20 protein-coding genes are annotated in these 21944 nt (G+C 68.6%); 11 read left to right on the top strand and 9 right to left on the bottom strand.

Annotated elements, in window-relative coordinates; genetic code table 11:
• Nucleotides 1-5 precede the first annotated feature (5 nt).
• The gene (locus ACVENA_RS19300; protein ID WP_449326690.1) at nt 6-692 is read right to left on the bottom strand and encodes a uroporphyrinogen-III synthase; all 687 of its coding nucleotides are present in this window, start codon (nt 690-692) and stop codon (nt 6-8) included.
• Nucleotides 689-1642, bottom strand: coding sequence for a hydroxymethylbilane synthase (hemC, locus tag ACVENA_RS19295; protein ID WP_449326689.1), 954 nt, complete (start codon nt 1640-1642; stop codon nt 689-691). Before hemC ends, ACVENA_RS19300 begins: the two co-directional genes overlap by 4 nt.
• Before the next feature lie 347 nt (nt 1643-1989).
• Here hemC and tsaD point away from each other — a divergent pair, with 347 nt between their 5' ends.
• The 3 genes from tsaD (at nt 1990) to ACVENA_RS19280 (ending at nt 5628) form a co-directional block, all read left to right on the top strand.
• Nucleotides 1990-3024 (top strand): tRNA (adenosine(37)-N6)-threonylcarbamoyltransferase complex transferase subunit TsaD, encoded by a 1035-nt coding sequence (gene tsaD / locus ACVENA_RS19290; RefSeq protein WP_449326688.1) that lies wholly within the window; start codon nt 1990-1992, stop codon nt 3022-3024.
• Complete coding sequence (locus ACVENA_RS19285) at nt 3021-4013, top strand: NAD(P)H-dependent glycerol-3-phosphate dehydrogenase (RefSeq protein ID WP_449326687.1); 993 nt, start codon at nt 3021-3023, stop codon at nt 4011-4013. The genes tsaD and ACVENA_RS19285 overlap by 4 nt, the downstream gene beginning before the upstream one ends.
• A gap of 76 nt (nt 4014-4089) precedes the next feature.
• Nucleotides 4090-5628: a lipopolysaccharide biosynthesis protein gene (locus tag ACVENA_RS19280; protein WP_449326686.1), complete on the top strand. Its 1539-nt coding sequence runs from the start codon at nt 4090-4092 to the stop codon at nt 5626-5628.
• 123 nt (nt 5629-5751) lie between these two features.
• On the opposite strand, the gene ACVENA_RS19275 is transcribed toward ACVENA_RS19280, so the two are convergent.
• The gene (locus tag ACVENA_RS19275; protein ID WP_449326685.1) at nt 5752-6750 is read right to left on the bottom strand and encodes an adenosine kinase; all 999 of its coding nucleotides are present in this window, start codon (nt 6748-6750) and stop codon (nt 5752-5754) included.
• A 108-nt stretch (nt 6751-6858) separates the two neighbouring features.
• On the opposite strand from ACVENA_RS19275, the gene ACVENA_RS19270 reads away from it, so the two are divergent.
• Nucleotides 6859-7536 carry an EI24 domain-containing protein gene (locus tag ACVENA_RS19270; protein WP_449326684.1) on the top strand — a complete coding sequence of 226 codons (678 nt, stop codon included), beginning with the start codon at nt 6859-6861 and terminating at the stop codon, nt 7534-7536.
• Nucleotides 7533-7910, top strand: a complete 378-nt coding sequence (locus ACVENA_RS19265; protein WP_449326683.1) for a hypothetical protein — start codon at nt 7533-7535, stop codon at nt 7908-7910. Before ACVENA_RS19270 ends, ACVENA_RS19265 begins: the two co-directional genes overlap by 4 nt.
• Before the next feature lie 55 nt (nt 7911-7965).
• Here ACVENA_RS19265 and queG read toward each other — a convergent pair whose 3' ends face one another.
• A complete protein-coding gene (queG, locus tag ACVENA_RS19260; protein WP_449326682.1) occupies nt 7966-9018 on the bottom strand; it encodes a tRNA epoxyqueuosine(34) reductase QueG in 1053 nt (350 codons plus the stop codon).
• A 68-nt stretch (nt 9019-9086) separates the two neighbouring features.
• Here queG and ACVENA_RS19255 point away from each other — a divergent pair, with 68 nt between their 5' ends.
• The 4 genes from ACVENA_RS19255 (at nt 9087) to msrB (ending at nt 13330) form a co-directional block, all read left to right on the top strand.
• Nucleotides 9087-10037, top strand: coding sequence for an ABC transporter ATP-binding protein (locus ACVENA_RS19255; RefSeq protein ID WP_449326681.1), 951 nt, complete (start codon nt 9087-9089; stop codon nt 10035-10037).
• The gene (locus tag ACVENA_RS19250) at nt 10034-11266 is read left to right on the top strand and encodes an ABC transporter permease (RefSeq protein WP_449326680.1); all 1233 of its coding nucleotides are present in this window, start codon (nt 10034-10036) and stop codon (nt 11264-11266) included. Before ACVENA_RS19255 ends, ACVENA_RS19250 begins: the two co-directional genes overlap by 4 nt.
• A gap of 248 nt (nt 11267-11514) precedes the next feature.
• Nucleotides 11515-12771 carry a cytochrome P450 gene (locus ACVENA_RS19245; RefSeq protein WP_449326679.1) on the top strand — a complete coding sequence of 419 codons (1257 nt, stop codon included), beginning with the start codon at nt 11515-11517 and terminating at the stop codon, nt 12769-12771.
• A 70-nt stretch (nt 12772-12841) separates the two neighbouring features.
• Nucleotides 12842-13330, top strand: a complete 489-nt coding sequence (msrB, locus tag ACVENA_RS19240) for a peptide-methionine (R)-S-oxide reductase MsrB (RefSeq protein WP_449326678.1) — start codon at nt 12842-12844, stop codon at nt 13328-13330.
• Here msrB and ACVENA_RS19235 read toward each other — a convergent pair whose 3' ends face one another.
• From ACVENA_RS19235 to ACVENA_RS19220, 4 genes are all read right to left on the bottom strand, one after another.
• A complete protein-coding gene (locus ACVENA_RS19235; RefSeq protein ID WP_449326677.1) occupies nt 13331-15163 on the bottom strand; it encodes a hypothetical protein in 1833 nt (610 codons plus the stop codon).
• The gene (locus ACVENA_RS19230) at nt 15160-15615 is read right to left on the bottom strand and encodes a GtrA family protein (RefSeq protein WP_257546273.1); all 456 of its coding nucleotides are present in this window, start codon (nt 15613-15615) and stop codon (nt 15160-15162) included. Before ACVENA_RS19230 ends, ACVENA_RS19235 begins: the two co-directional genes overlap by 4 nt.
• Before the next feature lie 3 nt (nt 15616-15618).
• On the bottom strand, nt 15619-17139 hold the full coding sequence (locus ACVENA_RS19225; protein WP_449328970.1) for an NAD(P)/FAD-dependent oxidoreductase: 1521 nt from the start codon (nt 17137-17139) through the stop codon (nt 15619-15621).
• A 111-nt stretch (nt 17140-17250) separates the two neighbouring features.
• On the bottom strand, nt 17251-17946 hold the full coding sequence (locus ACVENA_RS19220; RefSeq protein WP_449326676.1) for a helix-turn-helix transcriptional regulator: 696 nt from the start codon (nt 17944-17946) through the stop codon (nt 17251-17253).
• 109 nt (nt 17947-18055) lie between these two features.
• On the opposite strand from ACVENA_RS19220, the gene ACVENA_RS19215 reads away from it, so the two are divergent.
• Nucleotides 18056-18670, top strand: a complete 615-nt coding sequence (locus tag ACVENA_RS19215) for a glutathione S-transferase family protein (protein ID WP_449326675.1) — start codon at nt 18056-18058, stop codon at nt 18668-18670.
• Between the two features lie 122 nt (nt 18671-18792).
• On the top strand, nt 18793-19155 hold the full coding sequence (locus ACVENA_RS19210; protein ID WP_449326674.1) for a glycine zipper 2TM domain-containing protein: 363 nt from the start codon (nt 18793-18795) through the stop codon (nt 19153-19155).
• A 7-nt stretch (nt 19156-19162) separates the two neighbouring features.
• On the opposite strand, the gene ACVENA_RS19205 is transcribed toward ACVENA_RS19210, so the two are convergent.
• Nucleotides 19163-21937 carry an MSCRAMM family protein gene (locus ACVENA_RS19205; RefSeq protein ID WP_449326673.1) on the bottom strand — a complete coding sequence of 925 codons (2775 nt, stop codon included), beginning with the start codon at nt 21935-21937 and terminating at the stop codon, nt 19163-19165.
• Nucleotides 21938-21944: the final 7 nt, after the last annotated feature.

The following is a 21944-nucleotide window of genomic DNA, read 5'->3' as shown; positions in this document are numbered from 1 at the left end:
CCCTGTCAGCGCCCCTTGTGGCACAAAGCAGACGCTTCTGCCAACATCGCCGCGTCATCGGAGCGGGCGGCAGCCACCTTTTCGGCCCATCCCGCACCCGCGGCGGAAGCGGCGGAGGCGCTGATCGCCAGCAAGGTCAAATGCTTACGCTCGCTTCCGATCAGTTCGGCAATCCGCGCCGCGCCGCGCGCGGAATGTGCCATCAGCACCGCCGGCGCGGCGACGAGCGCGTCCCAGCCGGGCGGCGGCGAGGTCGGATCGACCGCATAGACCGGAAGCGGGGCGATCGCGATTCCCGCAGCATCGAAGGTCGAGCGGTCGCGCCCGCACAGCCAGAGCAGCCGCGCGGCCCCCCGTGGCGCCATGGCGTCGACGAGCCCCTGCCCGTCGCCGGGCCCGGTGACGGCGACGGTCAGCCCCGCGGCGCGCGCGACCGCCGCCGTCGCCTCGCCCACCGCCCAGACCGGCAGCACCGCCAGCGCGGCCAAACCCGGCCCGCCGAGCCGCACCGCCTGCGCGCTGGTCAGCAGCAGCGCATCGAACCCGGCCGGATCTGGCGGCGACCAGGCCAGCGCGCGCGCCGCGAACAACGGCATATGCCGCGCATCGAGACCAGCAGCTCGCGCCCGCGCGACGGTCGCCGCGCCGCCGGGATCGGCACGGGTGACGACGAGCGGCAGATCGCCGATCATGCCGTGAACAGGCGCCGCACCGCGTCGGGCGCGTCCCCGAGCAGTCGGTGCGCAAGCGCCTCGGCGTCGCCTTCGCCGGTCACGATCGCATGGCCCGCGACATGCTCCGCGCCATCCTCCGAATAGATTTCGGCATCGAGCCGCAGACTGCCGTCATCCTGCCAGTGCGCGTGCGCCGCGACGGGCGAACGGCAATCGCCGCCGAGTGCCGCGAGCAAGGCGCGTTCGGCCATCACCGCGCGGTGCGTCGGGCCATGATCGACCGCCGCCAGCAGCGCCAGCGTCGCTGCATCGTCGGCGCGCGCCTCGATCCCGATCGCGCCCTGCGACGCCGCCGGAAGCAGCAGGCCGATCGGTTGCGCCCGCCCGATATCGTGCATCGCGAGCCGTTCGAGCCCGGCCGCGGCAAGCAGGGTGGCATCGGCGTCGCCGGCGGCGAGCTTGGCAAGCCGCGTCTGGACATTGCCGCGCAGCAGCACCGGAACGAGATCGGGGCGGATCCGCATCACCTGCGCCGCGCGGCGCGGGCTGCTCGTCCCCAGCCGCGCACCGTGCGGCAGATCGGCAATCGTCGCCGCCTCCACCCCCTCGCGCAGCACCAGCCGGTCGCGCGGGTCGGCGCGTTCGAGCATCGCCCCCAATGCAAAGCGCGGATCGCGCAGCGTCTCGACATCCTTCAGGCTATGCACCGCAATATCGATCGCCCCGGCATCGAGCGCCGCGTCGAGTTCGCGCGTCCACAGCGCCTTGCCGCCGAGCTCGGCCAGTGCGCGGTCCTGAATGCGATCGCCGGTGGCGGTCATCGGCACGATTTCGAGCGCTTCGGGCGCCAGATCATGCGCTTTTGCCAGCGCGGCCGCCGCCAGATGCGCCTGTGCCATCGCCAGCGGCGAGGCGCGAGTGCCGATGCGGAGCGGGTTCACGGGCGTGGGAAGCGGGATCGAGGCCATGCGCGCCTGCTAAGGCTTTGTGGGGGCAAAGGGAAGATAAAGGGATTCGCGCAGAGGCCGCAGAGCGCGCAGAGATTTTGTTCACGCGGAGACGCGGAGAAGATCGTCGACCGACTTATCAGGAATGTCATTGCGAGCGAAGCGAAGCAATCCAGAGCAGTTTACGCGGGCTCTGGATTGCTTCGTCGCTACGCTCCTCGCAATGACGATCATAATATTCCAATCGATCGACGACCTTCTCCGTGTCTCTGCGTGCACTTTCTTCCTTCTTTGCGCGCTCTGCGCGAATCTCCCCCGACACCGCCGCTTGCCCCCCGCCCCTTCGCGCGGGTATGGGCGCACTATATATGCCCCTCATCCTCGGCCTCGAATCAAGCTGCGACGAAACCGCGGCGGCGCTTGTCGATAGCGAACGGCGCATCCTCGCGCACCGCGTCGCGGGGCAGGAGGCCGAGCACCAGCCCTATGGCGGCGTCGTCCCCGAAATCGCCGCGCGCGCGCATGTCGACCGGCTCGCGCCGCTCGTTGAGGGCGTGCTCGCCGATGCGGGCGTGTCGCTCGCCGACGTCGACGCGGTCGCCGCGACCGCGGGGCCGGGACTGATCGGCGGGGTGATGGTCGGGCTCGTCACCGGCAAGGCGCTCGCGCATGCCGCGGGCAAGCCGCTGATCGCGGTCAATCATCTCGAAGGCCATGCGCTGAGCCCGCGGCTCGCCGATCCCGATCTGCAATTTCCCTATCTGCTGCTGCTCGTCTCGGGCGGTCATTGCCAATTGCTGCGCGTCGAAGGCGTCGGCGCCTATCGCCGCCTTGCGACGACCATCGACGATGCCGCGGGCGAAGCCTTCGACAAGACCGCGAAGCTGCTCGGGCTCGGCTATCCCGGCGGCCCGGCGGTCGAGCGCGTCGCAAGGGATGGCGATCCGCGCGCGATGCCGCTCCCGCGCCCACTCGTCGGCAGCGCCGAGCCGCATTTCTCCTTCGCCGGACTCAAGAGCGCCGTCGCGCGCGCCGCCGCTTCGGGCGAGCATGGCACCGCCGACCTCGCCGCCTCCTTCCAGCAGGCGGTGGTCGATTGTCTCGTCGATCGCAGCCGCATCGCGCTCGCCGCATGCCCGGGCGCGACGGCTTTCGTCGTCGCGGGCGGGGTGGCCGCGAACGGCGCGATTCGCGCCGCGCTGACCGATCTCGCCGCGCGCTTCGACAAACCCTTCGTCGCACCGCCGCTGTGGCTCTGCACCGACAATGGCGCGATGATCGCCTGGGCGGGCGCCGAGCGCTTCGCCGCGGGGCTGACCGACCCGCTCGACACCGCCGCACGGCCGCGCTGGCCGCTCGACCCTGAAGCCGAGGCGGTGCGCGGCGCCGGAGTGAAAGCATGACGTCATATCATCGTTTCGGGGTGGTCGGCGGCGGCGCCTGGGGCACCGCGCTCGCGCAACTGCTGGCCGCCGAGGGCGCGCCGGTGCGCCTCTGGGCGCGCGAGGAAGAGGTGGTCGCGGCGATCAATGCCGAACATCGTAACCCGCTTTTCCTGCCCGACGCCAAGCTGTCGCCTTCGCTCGCCGCGACCGGCGCGCTCGCGGATCTTGCGGCATGCGACGCGCTGCTCGTCGTCGTCCCGGTGCCCTTTCTGCGCGCGGTGCTGGCCGACCTGCCCGCCGGCGATGCGCCGCTGATCTTTTGCAGCAAGGGCATGGAGGCGGGGAGCTTCGCTTTCCCGATCGACATCGCGCGCGATATCTGTCCCGGCCGACCGCTGGCGGTGCTGTCGGGTCCGACCTTCGCGCACGAAGTCGCGGCCGGCCTGCCCACCGCGATCACGCTGGCGGCCACCGACGCCGCGACCGCCGAAGCGCTTGCGCGAGCACTCGCCCGCCCGCATTTCCGCCCCTATGTGTCGACCGACATGATCGGCGCCGAGATCGGCGGCGCGGTCAAGAATATTCTCGCGATCGCCTGCGGCATCGTCGACGGTGCCGGACTGGGGCTCAACGCGCGCGCAGCGCTGATCAGCCGCGGATTCGCCGAAATGACACGCTTCGGGCTGGCACGCGGCGCCGAGGCGGAAACACTCGCCGGGCTCGCGGGGCTCGGCGACCTCGTGCTGACCTGCACCTCGTCCAACTCGCGCAATTTCGCGCTGGGTCAGGGGCTGGGGCGCGGCGCCGAGGCGTCGGCGCTGATGACCGACCGCCGTACCGTCGCCGAAGGCGCGTTCAGCGCGCCGGTGATCGCCGCCGCGGCGCGCGCTGACGGGATCGAGATGCCGATCACCGACGCGGTCGCGCGGCTCGTCGCCGGCGAGATTCGCGCTGGCGAAGCCATTCAGGCTCTGCTCAGCCGCCCGCTCCGATCCGAGGGGCGATGACCCGCCTATCGCAATTGCCTGCCTCCCCCCCGCGCGCTAGACTGATGGGCGGGGAACAGCAGAAGGGGCGCGAGGCTTGAGCCAGACGGACAGCGCAGCCGCGCGCAGCCCCGCATCGACCGAGCCTGGATTGGCGCAGGCCGACGCCGACACCGCCGCGCTCGCCAAGGGCGGGCGCACCAATTTCCTCGGCTTCATCATGCGCCTCGTCGCGCGCCTGCCCTTTCTCTATTTCGCGGGGCGCTGGTACGGACCCGAAGCGGTCGGGCGCTTCGCCTTTGCGGTGCTCGTCATCGAGCTCGTCGCGCAGCTTGCGACGCTCGGCCTCAAGCGCGGTCTTGCCGAGCAATTGAGCGCCGAGGGGGCCGATCATCGCCACGTCGTGTGGGACGGCATGTTCGTCGCCTTCCTCGCCTCGGCGATCGGATCAGCAATCCTTCTGTTGCTGCCGAACATCATGTTTCCGGCGGGGGACATCGACAGCACCGATCGCTGGATGGCGCTGCTCGTCTTCGCGATCGCGGGCACCGACGTCGCGCTCGCCGCCTGCGCCTATCGTTTCGACATCGGCGCGACGGTGCGCGCGCGGGCCATCGTCGAGCCGTGGGTGATCAGCATCGCTGCCGCCGGTTTCTGGTTCGTATCGCCGCGCGACGGGCTGATGCTCTCCTATGCGGCGGCGATGGTCGGTGCCTTTCTGACTGCGCTGATCCCGATGATCCGCCACTATGGCGGTCCCGGCGTCTGGCGGCCGCAGCCGTCGCACCTGATCATGGTCGCGCGCCGCAACGCGCCGCTCGCCGCCGCCGACGCGATCGAATGGGGGACGCGCCGTCTCGACCTGTTCATCCTCGGCCAGTTCACTTCGCCGACGATCTACGGCATCTATTATATGGCACAGCAGGTCGCGTCGCTGCCGCAAAAGCTCAAGACCAGTTTCGAACCGATCCTCGGCCCGGTGATCACGCGCAACCTCGCCGAGCATAAATTCGCGGCGGTGGCGGCACAGGTCAGCCAGGTCGGCTTCTGGATCATCGCCGCGCAGGCGGGGATCGCGCTCGCGCTCGGCATTCCGGGCGAAGCGGTGATGGGGCTCGTCGGGCCGCAGTTCGTCGGCGGCGCGGGGGCGCTCGCCTTCCTGCTCGCGGCCGAAGTGGTCGCGGCTACCGCGGTCGTCAGCGAAGCGGCGCTCGTCTATGTCGCGCGCCACCGCAACCTGCTCATCAGCCTCGCGACGCTCGCGCTGCAGGCAGTGCTCAGCGTCGCGCTGATCCTCGTCGCGCGGTCGATGGGGCTCGACCCGATCACTTATGCCGCGGCGGTCGCGCTGGCGCTGATGCTCGCGCTCGGTTTCGCCTCGCTGGTCAAGGCGCGGCTGCTCGCGCATGTCCTCGGCGCGCCGGTGAACAGCCTGCGCTGGGCGCTCGTCTGGGCGACGGCGGGCGCCGCGGTGCTCGGCTGGGGAGCGACACAGCTTCCCGAATGGGCCGAGTTGCTCATCGGCGTTCCCGTCATCCTCGGCATTTACGCCTGGCTGATCTGGACGCGCGGCTTCGGCCCCGCCGACCGCGCGCTGTTCCGAAAGCATCCGGAGGAGGCGGAACCCGCCGCCTGATGGTCACTTCTCCGGCTGTGTCCCCGCGAAGGCGGGGACCCATCTCCCGCCGGTTCCATCTTGCACCAACCGGAGATGGACCCCCCGCCTTCGCGGGGGAACAGGATCATGATATGCGGAGGATCAGCTCAGCCGCTCGGCGATTTTCGCCTCGAGGTCGGTTTGCGCACGCGGGCCGACCTGTGCGATGATCTCGCGCGCGCAGACCGCACCCATCGTCAGGCAATCGGCGATGCTGCGTCCCTGAGCCTGTCCCGACAGGAAACCGGCGGCGAACAGGTCGCCGGCGCCGGTGGTATCGACGACATGATCGATCGGCTCGGCCGTAACCGCGGTGCGCGCGCCGTTCATCACCGCGACGGCGCCCTTTTCGCTGCGCGTCACGACGAGCAGCGGCACGCCGGCCGCGACGCTGGCCAGCGCCGTCTCGAAATCCTGTTCCTGCGCGAGTTCGAGCAGCTCCGCCTCGTTCGCGAACAGGATATCGATCTCGCGCGCCGCGATCATGCGGCGGAAATCCTCGCCATGCGCCGCGATGACGAAGGTGTCGGACAGGGTGAAGGCGACACGGCGGCCCGCCGCGCGCGCAAGTCCGATCGCTTCGGCCATTGCCGCGCGCGAGGCGTCGGCGTTCCACAAATAGCCTTCGAGATAGAGGATGTCGGCATCGGCGATCAGCGCCGGGGCGAGCGATTCGCGGCCCAGATTCTGCGACGCGCCCAGGAAGGTGTTCATCGTCCGCTGCCCGTCGGGAGTGACGAAGATCAGGCAGCGCGCGGTCGGGTCGCCTTCGGCGAGCGGCGGCGTCTCGAAGGCGACGCCCAGCGACGTCAGGTCGTGGGTGAAGACCTGGCCGAGCTGGTCGTCGGCGACCTGGCCGATGAAGGCGCAACGCCGGCCGAGCGCCGCCATCCCGGCGAGGGTGTTCGCCGCCGAGCCGCCCGACATCTCGACCGCCGGCCCCATCGCCGCATAGAGCCGCGCCGCTTCCCCGGCGTCGATCAGCCGCATCGACCCTTTGGCCAGCCCCTCGGCCTCGATCAGCGCGTCGTCGGCGCGGGCAATCACGTCGACGATCGCGTTGCCAATCGCAACGACATCGAAACGGGCGGTGGCAGCCATGAAAATTCCTGTTCTGTAGGGAAAGCTGCGCGCGCCTTTAGGGGGCGCGTCCCGCCAAGGCAAGCGCGACGCTTGACGCGCGGCCCGTCGCCGCGCCATCCCTGCCGCATGGCCCGCGCCGTCCACGCCCTGCTACTCGCGCTCCGCGACCTGCCGCATCCGCGCGTGCTGCGAGTGCTGGCGGCAAGCCTCGCGCTGACGCTGCTGATCTTCGTCATCGCGGGCGGGGCGATCTTCTTCGCCGCGCGCTGGGCGCTCGACCATTGGAATTGGTTCGACGGCGCCACGCTGGACATGGCGGGCGTGCTCGTCGTGCTGCTGCTGATCGCGGCAAGCTGGTTGCTGTTCCGTGCGGTGGCGATCCTCGTCATCGGGCTGTTCGCCGACGGTATCGTCGCCGATGTCGAGGGGCGTCACTATCCCGCCGCCGCGGCGCGTGCGGTGCCGGTCAGCTTCGCCCGGAGCCTGCGCCTCGGCCTCGCCTCGGTCGGCCGGCTGGTCGCGGTGAACCTGGTCGCGCTGCCCTTCTATATCGTGTTGCTGTTCACCGCGGTCGGCGCGCCTTTGCTAGCCTTCGTCCTCAATGCGGCGCTGCTCGGCCGCGATCTCGAAGCGATGGTCCTCGCGCGCCACCCCGACCGGCCGCGCCTCGGCCGTGGCGCGCGCTGGTCGCTCGGCGCACTATCCGCCGCAAGCTTTCTGGTGCCCGTCGCCAATCTGTTGGCCCCCATCGTCGGCGCCGCTATGGCCGTCCACCTGTTGCATCTGAGGGATGGGGAAGAATGACGAGACATATCAGGCTGATCGCCGTCGCGGCGCTCGCGGCCACGCTCGGCGGCTGCGCCGCGACCGCGGTCCCGCGCCCGGCCCAGCCCGCCGCGCGGCCCGCGCCGCCGCCGACGGCGCCGCGCATCACCCAGAACAACAGCCTGGTCGGGCATGACGCCAGTGCCGCGCTGTCGCTGTTCGGCAAGCCCCGGCTCGACGTCAAGGAAGGCATGGGCCGCAAGCTGCAATTTGCCGGGTCGCCCTGCATTCTCGATATCTATTATTACGCACCGAAGCAGGGCGCCGAGCCGATCGCCACCTATGTCGACGCGCGCACCCCCGACGGGCGCGACGCCAATGTCGATAGCTGCATCAGCGCGCTGCGGCGATAAAAAGGGCCCGTCATTGCGAGGAGCGTAGCTTCGCTTCGCTCGCAATGACACGGCATCATGACGTCAATTCGGCGAGCGCCCATGCCGCCGCGTCGGCGACCATCGGCGATTCGTCGCCGGTAAGTTCCTCCAGCCGCCGGGTAAACGTCCGATCGCCGCTGTTTCCCGCCGCGATCGCCGCGTTGCGCACCATGCGGTTGCGGCCGATGCGCTTGATCGGCGACCCTGCAAACACCTGACGAAAGCCCGCATCGTCGAGCACGAGCAGGTCGGCGAGCGACGGCGCCGCCAGTTCGGCGCGCGGCAGGAAGGCGCGGTGGCGCGCGGCGGTATCGGCGAACTTATTCCACGGGCAGACCGCAAGGCAATCGTCGCAGCCATAGATACGATTGCCGATCGCGCGGCGCAGCTCGACCGGGATCAGTCCGTCGTGCTCGATGGTGAGATAGGAGATGCAGCGCCGCGCATCGACGCGGTAGGGCTCGGGAAAGGCTTGCGTCGGGCAGGCGTCCTGGCACGCCGTGCAACTGCCGCAGCGGTCGCGCACACCGGCCGACGGCACGAGGTCGAGCGTCGTGTAGATCGCCCCCAGGAACAGCCAGCTCCCATGCGCGCGGCTGACCATATTGCTATGCTTGCCCTGCCAGCCGAGCCCGGCGGCGGCGGCGAGCGGCTTTTCCATCACCGGCGCGGTATCGACGAACACCTTGACCTCGGCCCCCGGTGCTTCGGCGACGAGCCAGCGCGCGACCGCCTTCAGCGCCCGCTTGACGACGTCATGATAGTCGGCGCCCTGCGCATAGACCGAAATCCGGCCGCGATCGGGGACGCCCGCCAGCGCTAGCGGATCTTGCGCGGGCGCATAGCTCATGCCGAGCGCGATCACCGAGCGGACCTCGGGCCACAACCCCTGCGGCGACCCGCGCTGCGCGGCACGACTTTCCATCCAGATCATGTCGCCGTGGCACCCCTCAGTAAGCCACTGGTTCAGCCGCGCCGCAGTTTCAGGGGCGGCGTCTGCGCGCGCGATGCCGAACGCCGCAAAGCCATGCTCGCGGGCCACGGCTTCCAATCGCTCCTCCAGCGCGGGCAAGGCTTCGGCAACCATTGGCGCTCTATACGCGACCGTCGCCTTCGTGCCATAGTCCGGTGAAACCGCATGTCAGGGACCAGCATTTGACCGAGTTCAGCGTCGAGGCGACCGGCCTCACCAAATATTTCGACAGCTTCAAGGCGGTCGACCATGTGTCGCTGCAAGTTCCCGCGGGATGCATTTACGGCGTGCTCGGTCCCAATGGCGCGGGCAAGACGACCAGCCTGCGCATGATGCTGGGCATTGTCGATCCCGACGAAGGGACGAGCCGGCTGCTCGGCGGCCATCGGCCGCAGGCGGTGCGTCACCGCATCGGTTACCTCCCCGAGGAGCGCGGGCTTTATCCGGGAATGAAGGCGCGCGAGGCGATCGCCTTCATGGGCGCGCTGCGCGGGCTCGACTGGTCCGAAGGGCGGCGGCGTGCCGCGACCTTCATGACCGAACTCGGGCTCGAACGCGTAATCGACGAGAAAATCCGCAAGATGTCGAAGGGCATGGCGCAGATGGTTCAGCTCATCGGCTCGATCGTCCATGCGCCCGACCTGATCGTCCTCGACGAGCCTTTCTCGGGGCTCGACCCGGTCAATCAGGAGCGGCTCGAAACGCTCGTGCGGCGCGAACAGGGGCGCGGCGCGACGATCCTTTTTTCGACCCACGTCATGGCCCATGCCGAGCGCCTCTGCGACCGGCTGGCGATCATCGCGCGTTCGGCCCGCCGCTTCGAGGGAACGGTCGACGACGCGCGCGCGCTGCTGCCGATGCAGGTGCGCTATACCCCGCGCGACGGCAGCGACACGGTCGCGGCGCTGCTTCCCCCCGGCGCCGAACGCCGCGGCGAAGCCTGGCATTTCGCGATCGAGGACAGCGCGGTCGAGCCCTTGCTCGCGCGCATCACCGCCGGCGGCCACGGCGTCGCAGGCCTGTCGATCGCACGGCCGGCGCTGCACGACGCCTTCGTCCACATCGTCCGCCAGGTCGACGCCGGTTTCGACGGCGACCCCGAAGAAGACGCGATCGAGGAGGACGCGGCATGACTCCTTTCCTTCGCAATCTGCTCGTCATCGCGCGCCGCGACTTTCTGGCGATCGTCGCGACGCCGACCTTCCTGCTCTTCCTGCTCGCGCCTTTGTTCATGGTCGGCATGGGACTGGTGGGGGGCATGGGGGCCTCGCAGCTTGCCGACAGCGCGCGCGGCGCGGGCCGCATCGTCGCCATCGCCGACGCCGGCGATGTCGAGGCGCTGCGCGCCGCCGACAAAAGCCTGCGCGCCGCGATGCCGCGCGAACAGGCGACGCTCGAAGTCCGTCTCGCGAGCGCGGCGCTCGATCCCGTCGCGGTGGCGCGCGAGAAAGGCAGCGACACTTATGCGGTGATGAGCGGCCCGCTGACCGCGCCGCATATCGTCGAGCGCGAGGCGGGAAGCAGCGCCGGCCGCTATCTCGCGCTGATCGCGGGCGAAGTGGTGCGCGGCCGGGTCGCCGGCGCGCCGCCGCCGATCGCACCGCATTTCGAAGCGCTAACCCACGGCGGGACGAGCATCGCGGCGCAGCAATCGCTGGGATTCGGCGCGGTGTTCGTCATCTTCCTCGTCACCCTGCTGCTCGCCGGCCAGACGGTGAGTTCGCTCGCCGAGGAGAAAGGCAACAAGGTGATCGAGATTCTCGCCGCCGCGGTGCCGCTCGAAAGCGTGTTCCTCGGCAAGCTGCTCGGTTTTCTCGGCGTCGCGATATTGTTCATCGCCTTCTGGCTCCTCGTCGCGATCGCCGGCGGCTTCGTCGCAGCGACGCAACTGGACCCCGCCGCCATCGCCGCCGCGGGCAAGCCCGCCGCCGCGCTCGCGGTCGCCCCGGCGAGCGGCTGGCCCTTCTTCATCGGGGTCGGCTTTGCCTATTTCGTCATGGCCTTCCTGCTTTTGGGCGCGGTGTTCCTCGGCGTCGGAGCGCAGGCGGGGACGGTGCGCGAGATTCAGATGCTCAGCCTGCCGATCACCATCTTTCAGGTCGGCATGTTCAGCCTGTCGGCCGCCGCAGCGAGCGCGCCGGGTTCGCGTCTCGCGACCTTCGCGCAGATATTCCCCTTCTCCTCGCCCTTCGCAATGGCGGCGCGGGCCGCGACCGACGAAGGCCACGGCATCCACCTGCTCGCGCTCGGCTGGCAGGCGATCTGGGTCGCGCTGGTGGTCTATCTGTCGGTCCGCCTCTTTCGCGCAGGCGTGCTGAGCGGCGGCAGCGGCTGGAAAGTCTGGAAGCGGAAGCGGGCCTGAGCATCTGGGATTGGCGAAGGCGGCTAGCAACCGATTGCGGACATAAGCAGCATCGTCACCCCGGACTTAATCCGGGGTCCATTCACGCAGCGCTGAGAGAATGGATTCCGGATCAAGTCCGGAATGACGAAGATGGGGGATGTCGTCTTCACTCCAAAGCCGACGAGGCCCCGCATTGACAAAGCTGTAAATAGTGGCATTCTGCAACGGAATCGGCCGCACGAGACGGCCCCGAGAGGAGTGCTCCCATGGCTACCGTGATTCGCCAAGACCCCGAGATCGCCGATCCCCTCGACGTCAGCCGCGCCGAATTGTGGCGCGAAGACCGCTGGCAGGAACCGATGCGGCAGCTCCGCGCCGAATCGCCGATCCATTATTGCGAGGATTCGAAATTCGGCCCCTATTGGTCGGTGACGACCTACAAGCCGATCCAGCATATCGAGGCGCTGCCCAAGATATTCTCGTCAAGCTGGGAATATGGCGGCATCACCGTCGCCGGCGACGGGATCGAGCATCTGCAGGAAGGCGATGTGCCGATGCCGATGTTCATCGCGATGGACCCGCCGCAGCATACCGCGCAGCGCCGCACCGTCGCCCCTGCCTTCGGCCCGTCCGAGATCGAACGGATGCGCGCCGACACGCAAGCGCGCACCGCGGCGCTGATCGACACGCTGCCGGTCGGCAAGCCCTTCGACTGGGTCGAGAAAGTGTCGATCGAACTGACCACCGACATGCTCGCGATCCTCTTCGATTTCCCGTGGGAGGACCGCCACAATCTGACCCGCTGGTCCGACGCGCTCGGCGACATCGAAAGCTTCAACACCGTCGAGGAGCGCCACGCCCGCCTCGCCACCGCGTTCGAGATGGGCGGCGCCTTCAAGCAATTGTGGGATCGCAAGGCGCAGAACCCCGGCACCCATGACCTCATTTCGATCATGCTCCAGTCCGACGCGATGAAGCATATGAGCGAGAATGAGTTCATGGGGAATCTCATCCTGCTCATCGTCGGCGGCAACGACACGACGCGCAATTCGATGTCGGCCTATGCCTATGGCCTCCACTGCTTCCCTGAAGAGCGCGCGAAGCTGGAGGCGAACCACGATCCCGACCTCGCGGTCAACGCGATGCACGAGATCATCCGCTGGCAGACCCCTCTCGCGCACATGCGGCGCACCGCGCTCGAGGATACCGAACTGTTCGGCCACCAGATCAGGAAGCGCGACAAGCTCGCCCTCTGGTATGCTTCGGCGAACCGCGACGAGGAGATTTTCCCCGACGGCGACCGGATCATCGTCGACCGTGAGAATGCTCGCCGCCACCTCGCCTTCGGCTATGGTATCCACCGTTGCGTCGGCGCGCGCGTCGCCGAGCTGCAGCTCACGACGCTGATCTCCGAAATGCAGAAGCGGCGCCTGCGCGTGAACGTGCTGGCCGAGCCCGAGCGCGTCAACGCCTGTTTCGTCCACGGCTATCGCCACATGCAGGTCGAACTGGAGCAATATTGACGCGATATTGACTCGGGGCCGTAACCGGGCGCAGATTCGGCGCGAACAAGAGGGCATGAGGACGCCCGACATGATCGAACGCCGCTATCTTCTTTCCGGTCTCGCGCTCGGCGGCGCGCTGATCGCCGCGCCGATGCTGTTCGCCAAACCCGGCAAGCGCCCGCTCGCCGAACCCGGCTGGCGATTGTCCGACGCCGAATGGCAAAAGCGGCTGACCGCGATGCAATATAAGGTGCTGCGCCAGGCAGCGACCGAGCGCGCTTTCACCGACCCGCTCAACAACGAGCATCGCGCCGGGATTTTCGCCTGCGCCGGCTGCGCGCTGCCGCTATATTCGAGCAAGACCAAGTTCGAGAGCGGCACCGGTTGGCCGAGTTTCTGGGCGCCGCTGAAGGGTGCGGTGGCGACCTCGACCGACCATGAGATCGGCGTCGCGCGCACCGAAGTCCATTGCCGCCGTTGCGGCGGGCACCTCGGCCATGTCTTCGACGACGGGCCGAAACCGACCGGCAAACGCTATTGCATGAACGGCGCCGCGCTGCGCTTCACCCCCGCCTGATCAATCCGCCGGCCTGACGCGCCACACCGCGAGGCCGCTGTCGCCGGACAAGGCAACGCGTTCGAGCCAGCGGGGCGGCTTTCCGGCATAGAGGCGCGCCGCAAGCGACGCCTTGCTCACGCGGCGATATTGCGAAAAATCATCGGCGCCCGGGCAATAGACGATCAGCGTCGCCTTCTGCTTGCGCACCAGCGCCTCGGCCTTTGCCGGATCGCCGATGAAGATGCGCAGCGTGTCGGCCATCGCCTCGCGATTGCGGTGATGCGGCGTCGCGACCACCGAATGATGTGTCCAGAAGATCAAAGGCGCGCCAAGGTCGATCGGGGTCAGCAGCACCGTCGGCGGCAGGCGGTCAAGCGCAGCAACGGTCGCGGAATCGATGCAGGTCCGCTCCGCGACGCTTTTCTGAATCTCATTCCGGTCGGCCTTGATCGCCGGAAAGACGAGGCCGGCGATCGCCACGACCGCTATGCCGCCCAGCAGCGGCAGCGTGAGCGCCGCCATCGCCGACACGGCAACGCGCGGCAGCAGGGCGGTGATCGACCGCGCGCGCGTCCAGATGCGCAGCCCCAGCCAGGCGCAGCCCGGCAGCGCGAAAAGCTGCGCGGTGCCCGCGGCGCGCAGCACAAGCAGCGACAGCGCCGCCGCGCCGAGCAGCGCGGCGATGACGGTCGCCCAGTTCCGCCGGTCGTCGGCGCACTCGCTGGCGCGCCACGCGAGCCATGACCCGGCGAGCCCGACAATCGACGGGACGATGACGAGCAGCATGGTGGTCGCCGACGAGGCCCACACCGGCTGGCCTTCGAGAACGTTGCGATACCAATATTGGACGACGATCGGGTCGAGCGTCGCGAACGGCCCCGCGGCGCACAGCGGCTCGACCGCCACCAGCGTTCCGGCGGCAAGCACCGCCGCGCCGCCGAGCGCGACGAAGCGGATCGAGCGCCGCGCCGGAGCGACCCAGCCGATCGCGAAAATCGCGGCGGCGGCAACGGCAAAGGCGGCGATATAGGGCGCCGACAACGAATCGCACCAATGGCCCGCGAGCCCGGCGGGGCCGCGCGTCAGAAACTGGAAGACAGCCGCGCCCCCCGCGAGCCCACCCATATAGCCGGCGAGCCGCGCCCGGTCGTCGGCGCGCCCATGCAGCGCCCAGCGCAGCGCGGCGAGCGCCGCGAACAGCGCGGCGATGGGCAGCCCCTCGATCGAGATGGCGAGCAGCGCCGCGGCGCTCAACCCCGCAATCACCCCCGCGCGGCCGGTTGCCGGCCGCAGCGCCTGTCCCATGATCAGCATCGCGAAGAAAATCTGCCAGCCGTGATGATCGACCCTGAGCGGGCGAAGCTGGATCACGATGAAAGCGGCGGCGACGAGATAGAGCGGCACGACATAGGCAATTCGGCGGTCGGACAAATGCCGATAGCCGCGTACGCACGCAACGCTGAGCGCCGCGCCGAGCAGCGGCGGCCACAGCGTCATCACCACCTGCTCGGCCAGCGGCTGGCCGAGCAGCGGCTTCAAAAGGAGGATCCCGAACGCCAGTGGCGCGTCGACGATACGCGACCAGTGCATCAGCACGCCGCCGCCCGCGGGATTGACGCGATATTGGGTGAGATCCCACCAGCCCTGTCCGGCGAGCAGGTCGCGGACCTGCGCCATCCGCATCGCATCGTCGGTATCGCCGAGCTCGAGCGTCGCGATCGCGTGCCAGCGCGCGACGATCGCGATCAGACTCATCGCCGCCCAGACGATCAGCGCGATCCGGACCGGCGTCAGCCAGGAGCTGAAGCTTTTGTCCGCCGCCTTGGATGCGGGCGGCGCCGCGTCGGTCATGCCACGGCGGCCCGGAAAACGATGTGGCGACGCAGCAGATAGGTCGCCTGGAAACTGACGACGATCGCCGCCAGCTTCGCCAGCCGCGGATCGAGCCCGAGCGCGGTGCCGACGCCGACGATCGCGGTCGTCAGCGCCAGCCCGATCAGCGCCGATCCGATGAACAGCAGTTTCTGCCGATGCCGCTCCCCGGTGCCGCGCGCTGCCGCGCCGTCGGCGAAGACGAGCCGGCTCGAAACGAGCCAGTGGACAAGGATGCCGGCGCAATAGCCGATCGCAGACGCGATCATCGGCGTCAGTCCGGCGCCCATCAGCAGCAGGAACAGCCCGGCATCGCTGCCGAGCGCCAGGCCGCTGGCGAGCAGATAGTTCAGCCAGCGCGCTTCGCCGCGTCGAACCAGGTCGATCAGGCGGATGACGGGGTTCCGCATCGCTTCGACGCCCTCGGCCATGGCTCAGGCCGCCTTGGCGACGCGGGTGGGAACCTCGCGAACCGACGCAAGCGCCGCCTGCTCGCCCTCGCTGCCGCTTTCATGATATTCGGCGTCCTCGTTGACGCCCCAGATGTCGTAGACACGCTCGCCGGCGACGATGTTGCGCACCGTCAGCATCGCGGTCATCATCGCATGATCCTGGTTGTTGTAGCGGTGCATCCCGTTGCGCCCGACCATGTGCAGAGTCGGATAGCGCGTTTCGAGCTCGGCGCGCATTGTCGCCACATGCGCGGCATAATCGTCGTCATAGACCGGATAGGCCTTTTCCTGCCGCACCACCGCGCCGCCGACGACATCGTTCGGATCGCAGAGGCCAAGGATCGCCATTTCCTTCGTCGCCAGCGCGACCAGATCCGCGTCGCTCGACGACCAGAGCCCGTCGCCCTCGAAACAGAAATATTCGAGGCCGACGCAGGCGATCGCCGGGTCGGGGACCATCTCGGGCGACCAGCTGCGGAAATTCTGCACGCGGCCGACCTGCACCTTGCTGTCGTGGATATAGATCCAGTTGTCGGGAAACAGATCCTCCGAGCGGATCTTGAGCGCGACGGTCAGGAAGTCGCGATAATTGAGCTTCGGCGCCGCGGTGAGCGCACAGGCGGGCAGCGGATGGATGCGCGCCGCGAGTTCGCGCATTGGTGCCGAGCTGATCACATGCGCGGCGTCGATCACGACATCGCCGTCCGGCCCGTTCGCGGTCAGCCGCCAGCGGCCGCTGACCTGATCCTGCGTGAGCTGCTTGAAACCATGTCCCATCAGCACATGGTTGCCGCCCGCCACGACCTTGTCGCGCGCCGCCTCCCACATCATCCCCGGCCCGAGCCGCGGATAGCGGAAGGTTTCGAGCAGGGTCTTGGTCGCCATGCCGTCGTTCGGCGCCTTGTTGAGCCCGAGGCTGCGCTTCAGCCCGTCGAGCACGGCGGCGCCGAGCGAGAGCCCCTTGATGCGCTGCGCCGCCCAGTCGGCCGACATTTCGTCGCACGGCATCCCCCACACCTTTTCGGTATAGGTCTTGAAGAAGATCGAATAGAGTTTCCGCCCGAACTGATTGATCGTCCAGTCCTCGAAGCTGCGAACCGTGCGATTCGGGAACAGCTTCGCCTTGGCATAGCTTGCCATGCACAGGGTCGAACGGACGATGCCGAGGTTCCACAGCGCCTCGAACGCGCGCAGCGGATAGGAATAGAATTTACCCTCGTAATAGATGCGGCTCATCCGCGGGCGCTGGATGAAATCGTCGGGCAATATCTCGTTCCACAGATCGACGACTTCCTGGCTTTTCGAGAAGAAGCGATGGCCGCCGATGTCGAAGCGGAAGCCCTCATGTTCGACGGTGCGGCTGATGCCGCCGACATAGACAGGATCTTTTTCGATCACCGTCACCTTGTACCCCTGCCTGGTCAGCAGATAGGCGGCGGTCAGCCCCGCCGGGCCGGCACCGACAATGGCAACGTCGGCGCTCGTCGGCCGGTTGTTCGACATTTGGGCATTGGTCACTGGAATAGTCCCCCACAGGCAAGTTCCATCGCTGTGCCCAAACATGGCTAAGAAGTGGTTAATCCGAAGGAGAAGTCGCCCCGGCGGCGCGGAAATTCAGATGTCGCCAGCCTTTCGGCGGATCGTCCGCATCCAGCGCTGGCGCAGCGCCGCGGGCCGTTCGCCGTGGCGATCGTCGAGGAAGGTCGCGGCGGCGACGCGATCGGCGCGGAAATGCCGGAAATCGCCGCGCAGCTCGCACCAGGCGGCCAGCGTCCGCCGGTCGTTGAAATAGCCGATGACGATCGGCCAGATCACCCGCTCGCTCGCCGCCCCGCTTTCGTCGCGATAGGCAAGCCGGATCTTGCGCCCTTCGCGGATCCACCGCCGCGTGCGGGCGATGTCGATGCCGTCGGCGAGCTGAGCATGCGGCCGACCGGTGCCCGTCGTTGGTTCGGCCAGAATCGGGCGCAGCTCGTCGGGAATCGCGGCGGCAATCTTGGCGATCAGGTCGCGCGCGGCGTTGGCGAGCGCCGGATCGCCGCGCCCCACGACCCATTGCGCGCCGAGCACCGCCGCCTCGATCTCGTCGGCGGTCAGCATCAGCGGCGGCATGTCGTATCCCGCGCCGAGAACATAGCCGAACCCGGCCTCGCCCTGGATCGGCACGCGCTGACCGATCAGGTCGGCGACGTCGCGATAGACGGTGCGCACCGACACCTCGAGCTCCCCCGCCATTTCGCGCGCGGTGACCGGGCGCGACGAGCGGCGCAGCAGCTGGATGATCTGGAACAGCCGGTCGGCTCGCCGCAAGATTCAGGCCCTCCCATTTCCTGCTGACAATATGCTGTCAGCAGGCCTGTCCTACAGATGCTGCGCAGCGGACGGCAAGCCCGGCCGCCATCTTCAAAGGAGATTTTCGATGATCACTCTCTATCACGCGCCGCAAAGCCGCTCGACACGCATCATCGGCCTGCTCGAAGAACTCGGCGAGCCCTATGCGATCCATCCGGTGTCGATCTTCCGCCCGATGACCGGAGAGGGCAAGGGCGACCCCGCCAATCCGCATCCCGACAAGCGGGTTCCGGCGATCGAGCATGACGGCCAGCTTCTCGCCGAATCGGTCGCGATCACCCTCTATCTCTGCGACAGCTTCGCCGAAAAGGGCCTCGCACCGCAGCCCGGCGATGCCCGCCGCGGCGCCTATCTGACCTGGCTCGCCTGGTATGCGGCCGAGCTGGAGCCCGCGATGTTCGCGGGATTCGCGGGCGAGCTCGATGCATCGCCGCTCAAGCGGCGTGCCTATGACGCCGTGCTGCACCGCGTCGAAACCGCGCTCGCCCGCGGTCCCTATCTGCTCGGCGATACCTATTCGGCCGCCGATTTTCTCGTCGCCAGCGCGCTTGCCTTCGGTCGCAGCGTCTTTCCCGAGAGCGATGCGATAGACGCCTATATCGCGCGCTGCAACGAACGGCCGGCGATCCGGCGCGGCCAGGCGCTCGACGCGGCGTCGGGAGTGCAACGCCTCGCCGCCTGATCGCACGGCGCGACGAAACGCCCATGGCAAAAGTCGAACCGAGCGAGATCAGCCGCCGGTTCAGCGGGGCGCCAGCTTCGCATCCTAGGATGGCATCGGGACCGAAACAGTTGGAACGAACCATGATCTGGATGAAGAAACTGGCACTCACCGCGCTGATCGGCGTCAGCGCCGTCGCCGCCCTGCCGGCCGAGGCCGACGCCCGCGACCGGCATCACCGCCATTACAGCTATCGCGACCGCGACCATGATCGCTATCGCGATTATCGCCGGGATTACCGCCGCGACTATCGCCGCGGCCATTATCGCGACCGCTCTTATTGCCGCCGCGGCAGCGGGACGACCGGGCTGATCGTCGGCGGGGCGGCCGGTGCGCTTCTCGGCCGCGAAGTCGACCGCTACGGCGACCGCACGCCGGGGACGATCATCGGCGGCGCGGCAGGCGCGCTGATCGGGCGCGAAATCGGCCGCGGCGGCCGCTGCTAGGACGCGGTCACGACGGCCCGCCGGTGTCCTCCGCCGGCGGGCCGCGGGCGCTGCTGCCTTCGCCGGGCGCCGCCGCCCCAGCCGCCAGCGCCCGCGCGATCGGCCTCAGCGCCACGGTGCCAAGCTTGACGCGCGGTGCCGCCTTGCCGGGTGCGGCGCCGATCGCCAGCGCGGGATCGAGACGCAACGCCGTCGCGGACGCCTTTGCCGGACGGACCGTATAGCGACCGTAAGCCACGCTTTCGAAAAGATAATAGCCGTCGAACTCGGTCAGCGTCGTTGCGCGCACCCGCCCCTCGGCATCGACGAGTTCGAGCGCGAGGCCCTCGATCGGATTGCCGCCATCGCGGATCATCACTCCCTCGATCTCGCCCGCCGCGGTCATCGGCAGCAGGACGCGCGTCGCGACCCCCGGCCGCGGCGTGACGACGACGCCGGGCAGCGCGGGCTGGACATAGGGATCGGGTAGGCTGCCCGCGTCGATGCCGATCATCACCGGGCGAAAGGGTTCGAGCCCGTCGATCGTCGCCCGACCGCTCGCGTCGGTCGCGGCCTCGATGAAGGCGTTGCCGGCGGTCAGCGGCACGCCCTTCAGCGCCGCTTCGCCCGGCTGACGAATGCCGTCGCCATTATCGTCCATGAAGACGTCGGCGCTCACCTGACCGCGCCCGGCGAGCTTCTCGCTCGACACACGCCAGCCGCCGCCGACGGGCTTGGGCCCGAAGCTGAAGGCGAGCGACAGCGACACCGCGACCGAGCCGTCGGTCGCCACCTCGCCGAAACCGCTAAGCTGCAACGTCTTGAAACGGCGCGTATATCCTAGCCCCGCACGGCCACGCGCGAGCCCCTTGTCATAGCCGAGCTCGGCACGCCATTCAGCGTCGCCCTTCCCCGCCCATTCGCCGACGACGGCAAGCCGCGTGTCGGCCTCCTGCCCCGACAAGGCGAAGCGCGCCTCGCCGCGCAGGCGGACGCGCCCGATCCGGGCGTTGGCAAGCAATGTCGCGGTCAGATTGTCGGGCGGGTCGGACCCGCCGGGCGCTTTCGTGTGACTCCAGTCGATCTGCCCGGTGAAGGTCAGCGCGCGAAAGCTCAGCGACGCGCGGCCCGACGCCTGCAGGTTCGACGCGCCAGAGGCACGGTCGATCTGCGCCAGGTCGACATGCAGCGGCACGACCGTCCGCCCGAGCTTGACCGCCTGATCGACCGCCAGCGAATAAAGCCCGGTAATTCCACCAACAAAGCGATCGGAGACGAAACCGCCCCAGCCGCGCATCGCATCGGCGCGAACATTGGTTTCGCCGAACGCCGCAAGCCAGCTTGCGCGCAGCGCTTTCCCCCCGTCATCGGAGTAGCTTCCCGCAACCTCGAGCAGCGACGGGCCGATCGAGCGGCGCACCGCCGCCTCGCCATAATTGCGGCGGACGTTCTCGATCATCAGGCTGTGAAAATAGGCGGCGATCGAGGTGCGCGTATCGAGCCCGCGCTCGATCCCGACGGTGCCGCGCCAGCCGCGCCGGAACGCGCCGCCGTGCCGGGCGAATTCGATCAGGTCGGTGTCTTCCTGCGCGACGCCCGCCCAATACCAGGTCTGCTGCGGCGGGATCGAATCGACTCCCACCTGCAACTGCCTGATTTCACGCCTGATCTGGCCTTGCGGCCCGTATAGCACGATCTCGAAGCGGTTCGCGCCATATTGCAGCGGCACATCGAGAAATTCGTAGCGGCCGTCGCCATTCGGATTCGTGAAGGCAAGCAATTGCCCGTTGCGATAGAGTTCGGCGTCCCACCCCGCGGGCAAGTCGCCGCGAAAGCTCGTCTTGTCGAAGCTGTCGGGGCGCTCGACCGGGCGGTTGGTGATCACCGCGCCGCGCCCTGGCGCGCTCTGCACGACCAGTCCCGTCGACAGCAAACTGACGTCGCCGACCGCATAATGGGTCGCATGGAGCGGGCCGAGCAGCCGCCCCTCGGGATCGGTACGATAGAGGCGCATCCGCAAACTGTCGGGAACGCCCTTGTCGTTAGACGACAGCCGCGCGTCGAAACTCTGTCCGAGCGCTTCACCCGCGGCGAAAATCTCGTAGCGCGCCTGCGCATAGGAGCCGCCCTTCCGGTCCGACACCACTCCCGCCGAGGCGACGACGTCGACCGACGGCGTCGCCCACGCCTGATAGGGCCGCGTCGCCTGCGGCAGGCTCGCAAGGTCGAACGACGCCTGCGGACGCAGCCCCGCCGCCCTAGCGCGCCGCTCGGCCGCGAGCTGGAAGGGCAGCTTTTCCTTGGCGTCGATGCGCAGTACCGCGTTCGACAGGTCGGCGGTGATCGGCACGCCGAGCCACTGGTTCAGCCCGTCCAGATCGACGCACCAGCCCGCCGGCGTGTCGCGGATCGCGGTCGCGCCGATCGTATAGCTCTGGCTGCCGACGCGCACCTGCCCCGCCTCGCGGTCGATCAGCAGGTCGCGGCGCTCGTCGAATACCCAGCCGGTTGCGCGGCGCAACTTCTTGTCGACGCGCACCGCAAGGTCGAGCGCGAGCACCATGTCGCCCAGGTCGACGCAAATCCCCTGCGGCGTCTGATACCCGCGCACCCCGTCGCCGAGGCGGTATTGACCCGATCGCAGGTCGAACAGCCAGCGGTCGTCCTCGTTCGGCCGCCAATCGTCGGCGGTGACGGAGACGGGCTTTTCTTCAAAAGCCGCCGCACCGGCCGGGGCAAGCCCGACCAGCGTCAACCCGGCGGCAAGCACCGGAAGCCATCGCAGGAGCGCCGCGCGAAGCATCGCCCGC

The organism is Sphingopyxis sp. 550A (genome assembly GCF_053569535.1).
The sequence above is the reverse complement of the archived record's forward strand: the minus strand, read 5'-3'. Positions and strand labels throughout refer to the sequence as shown.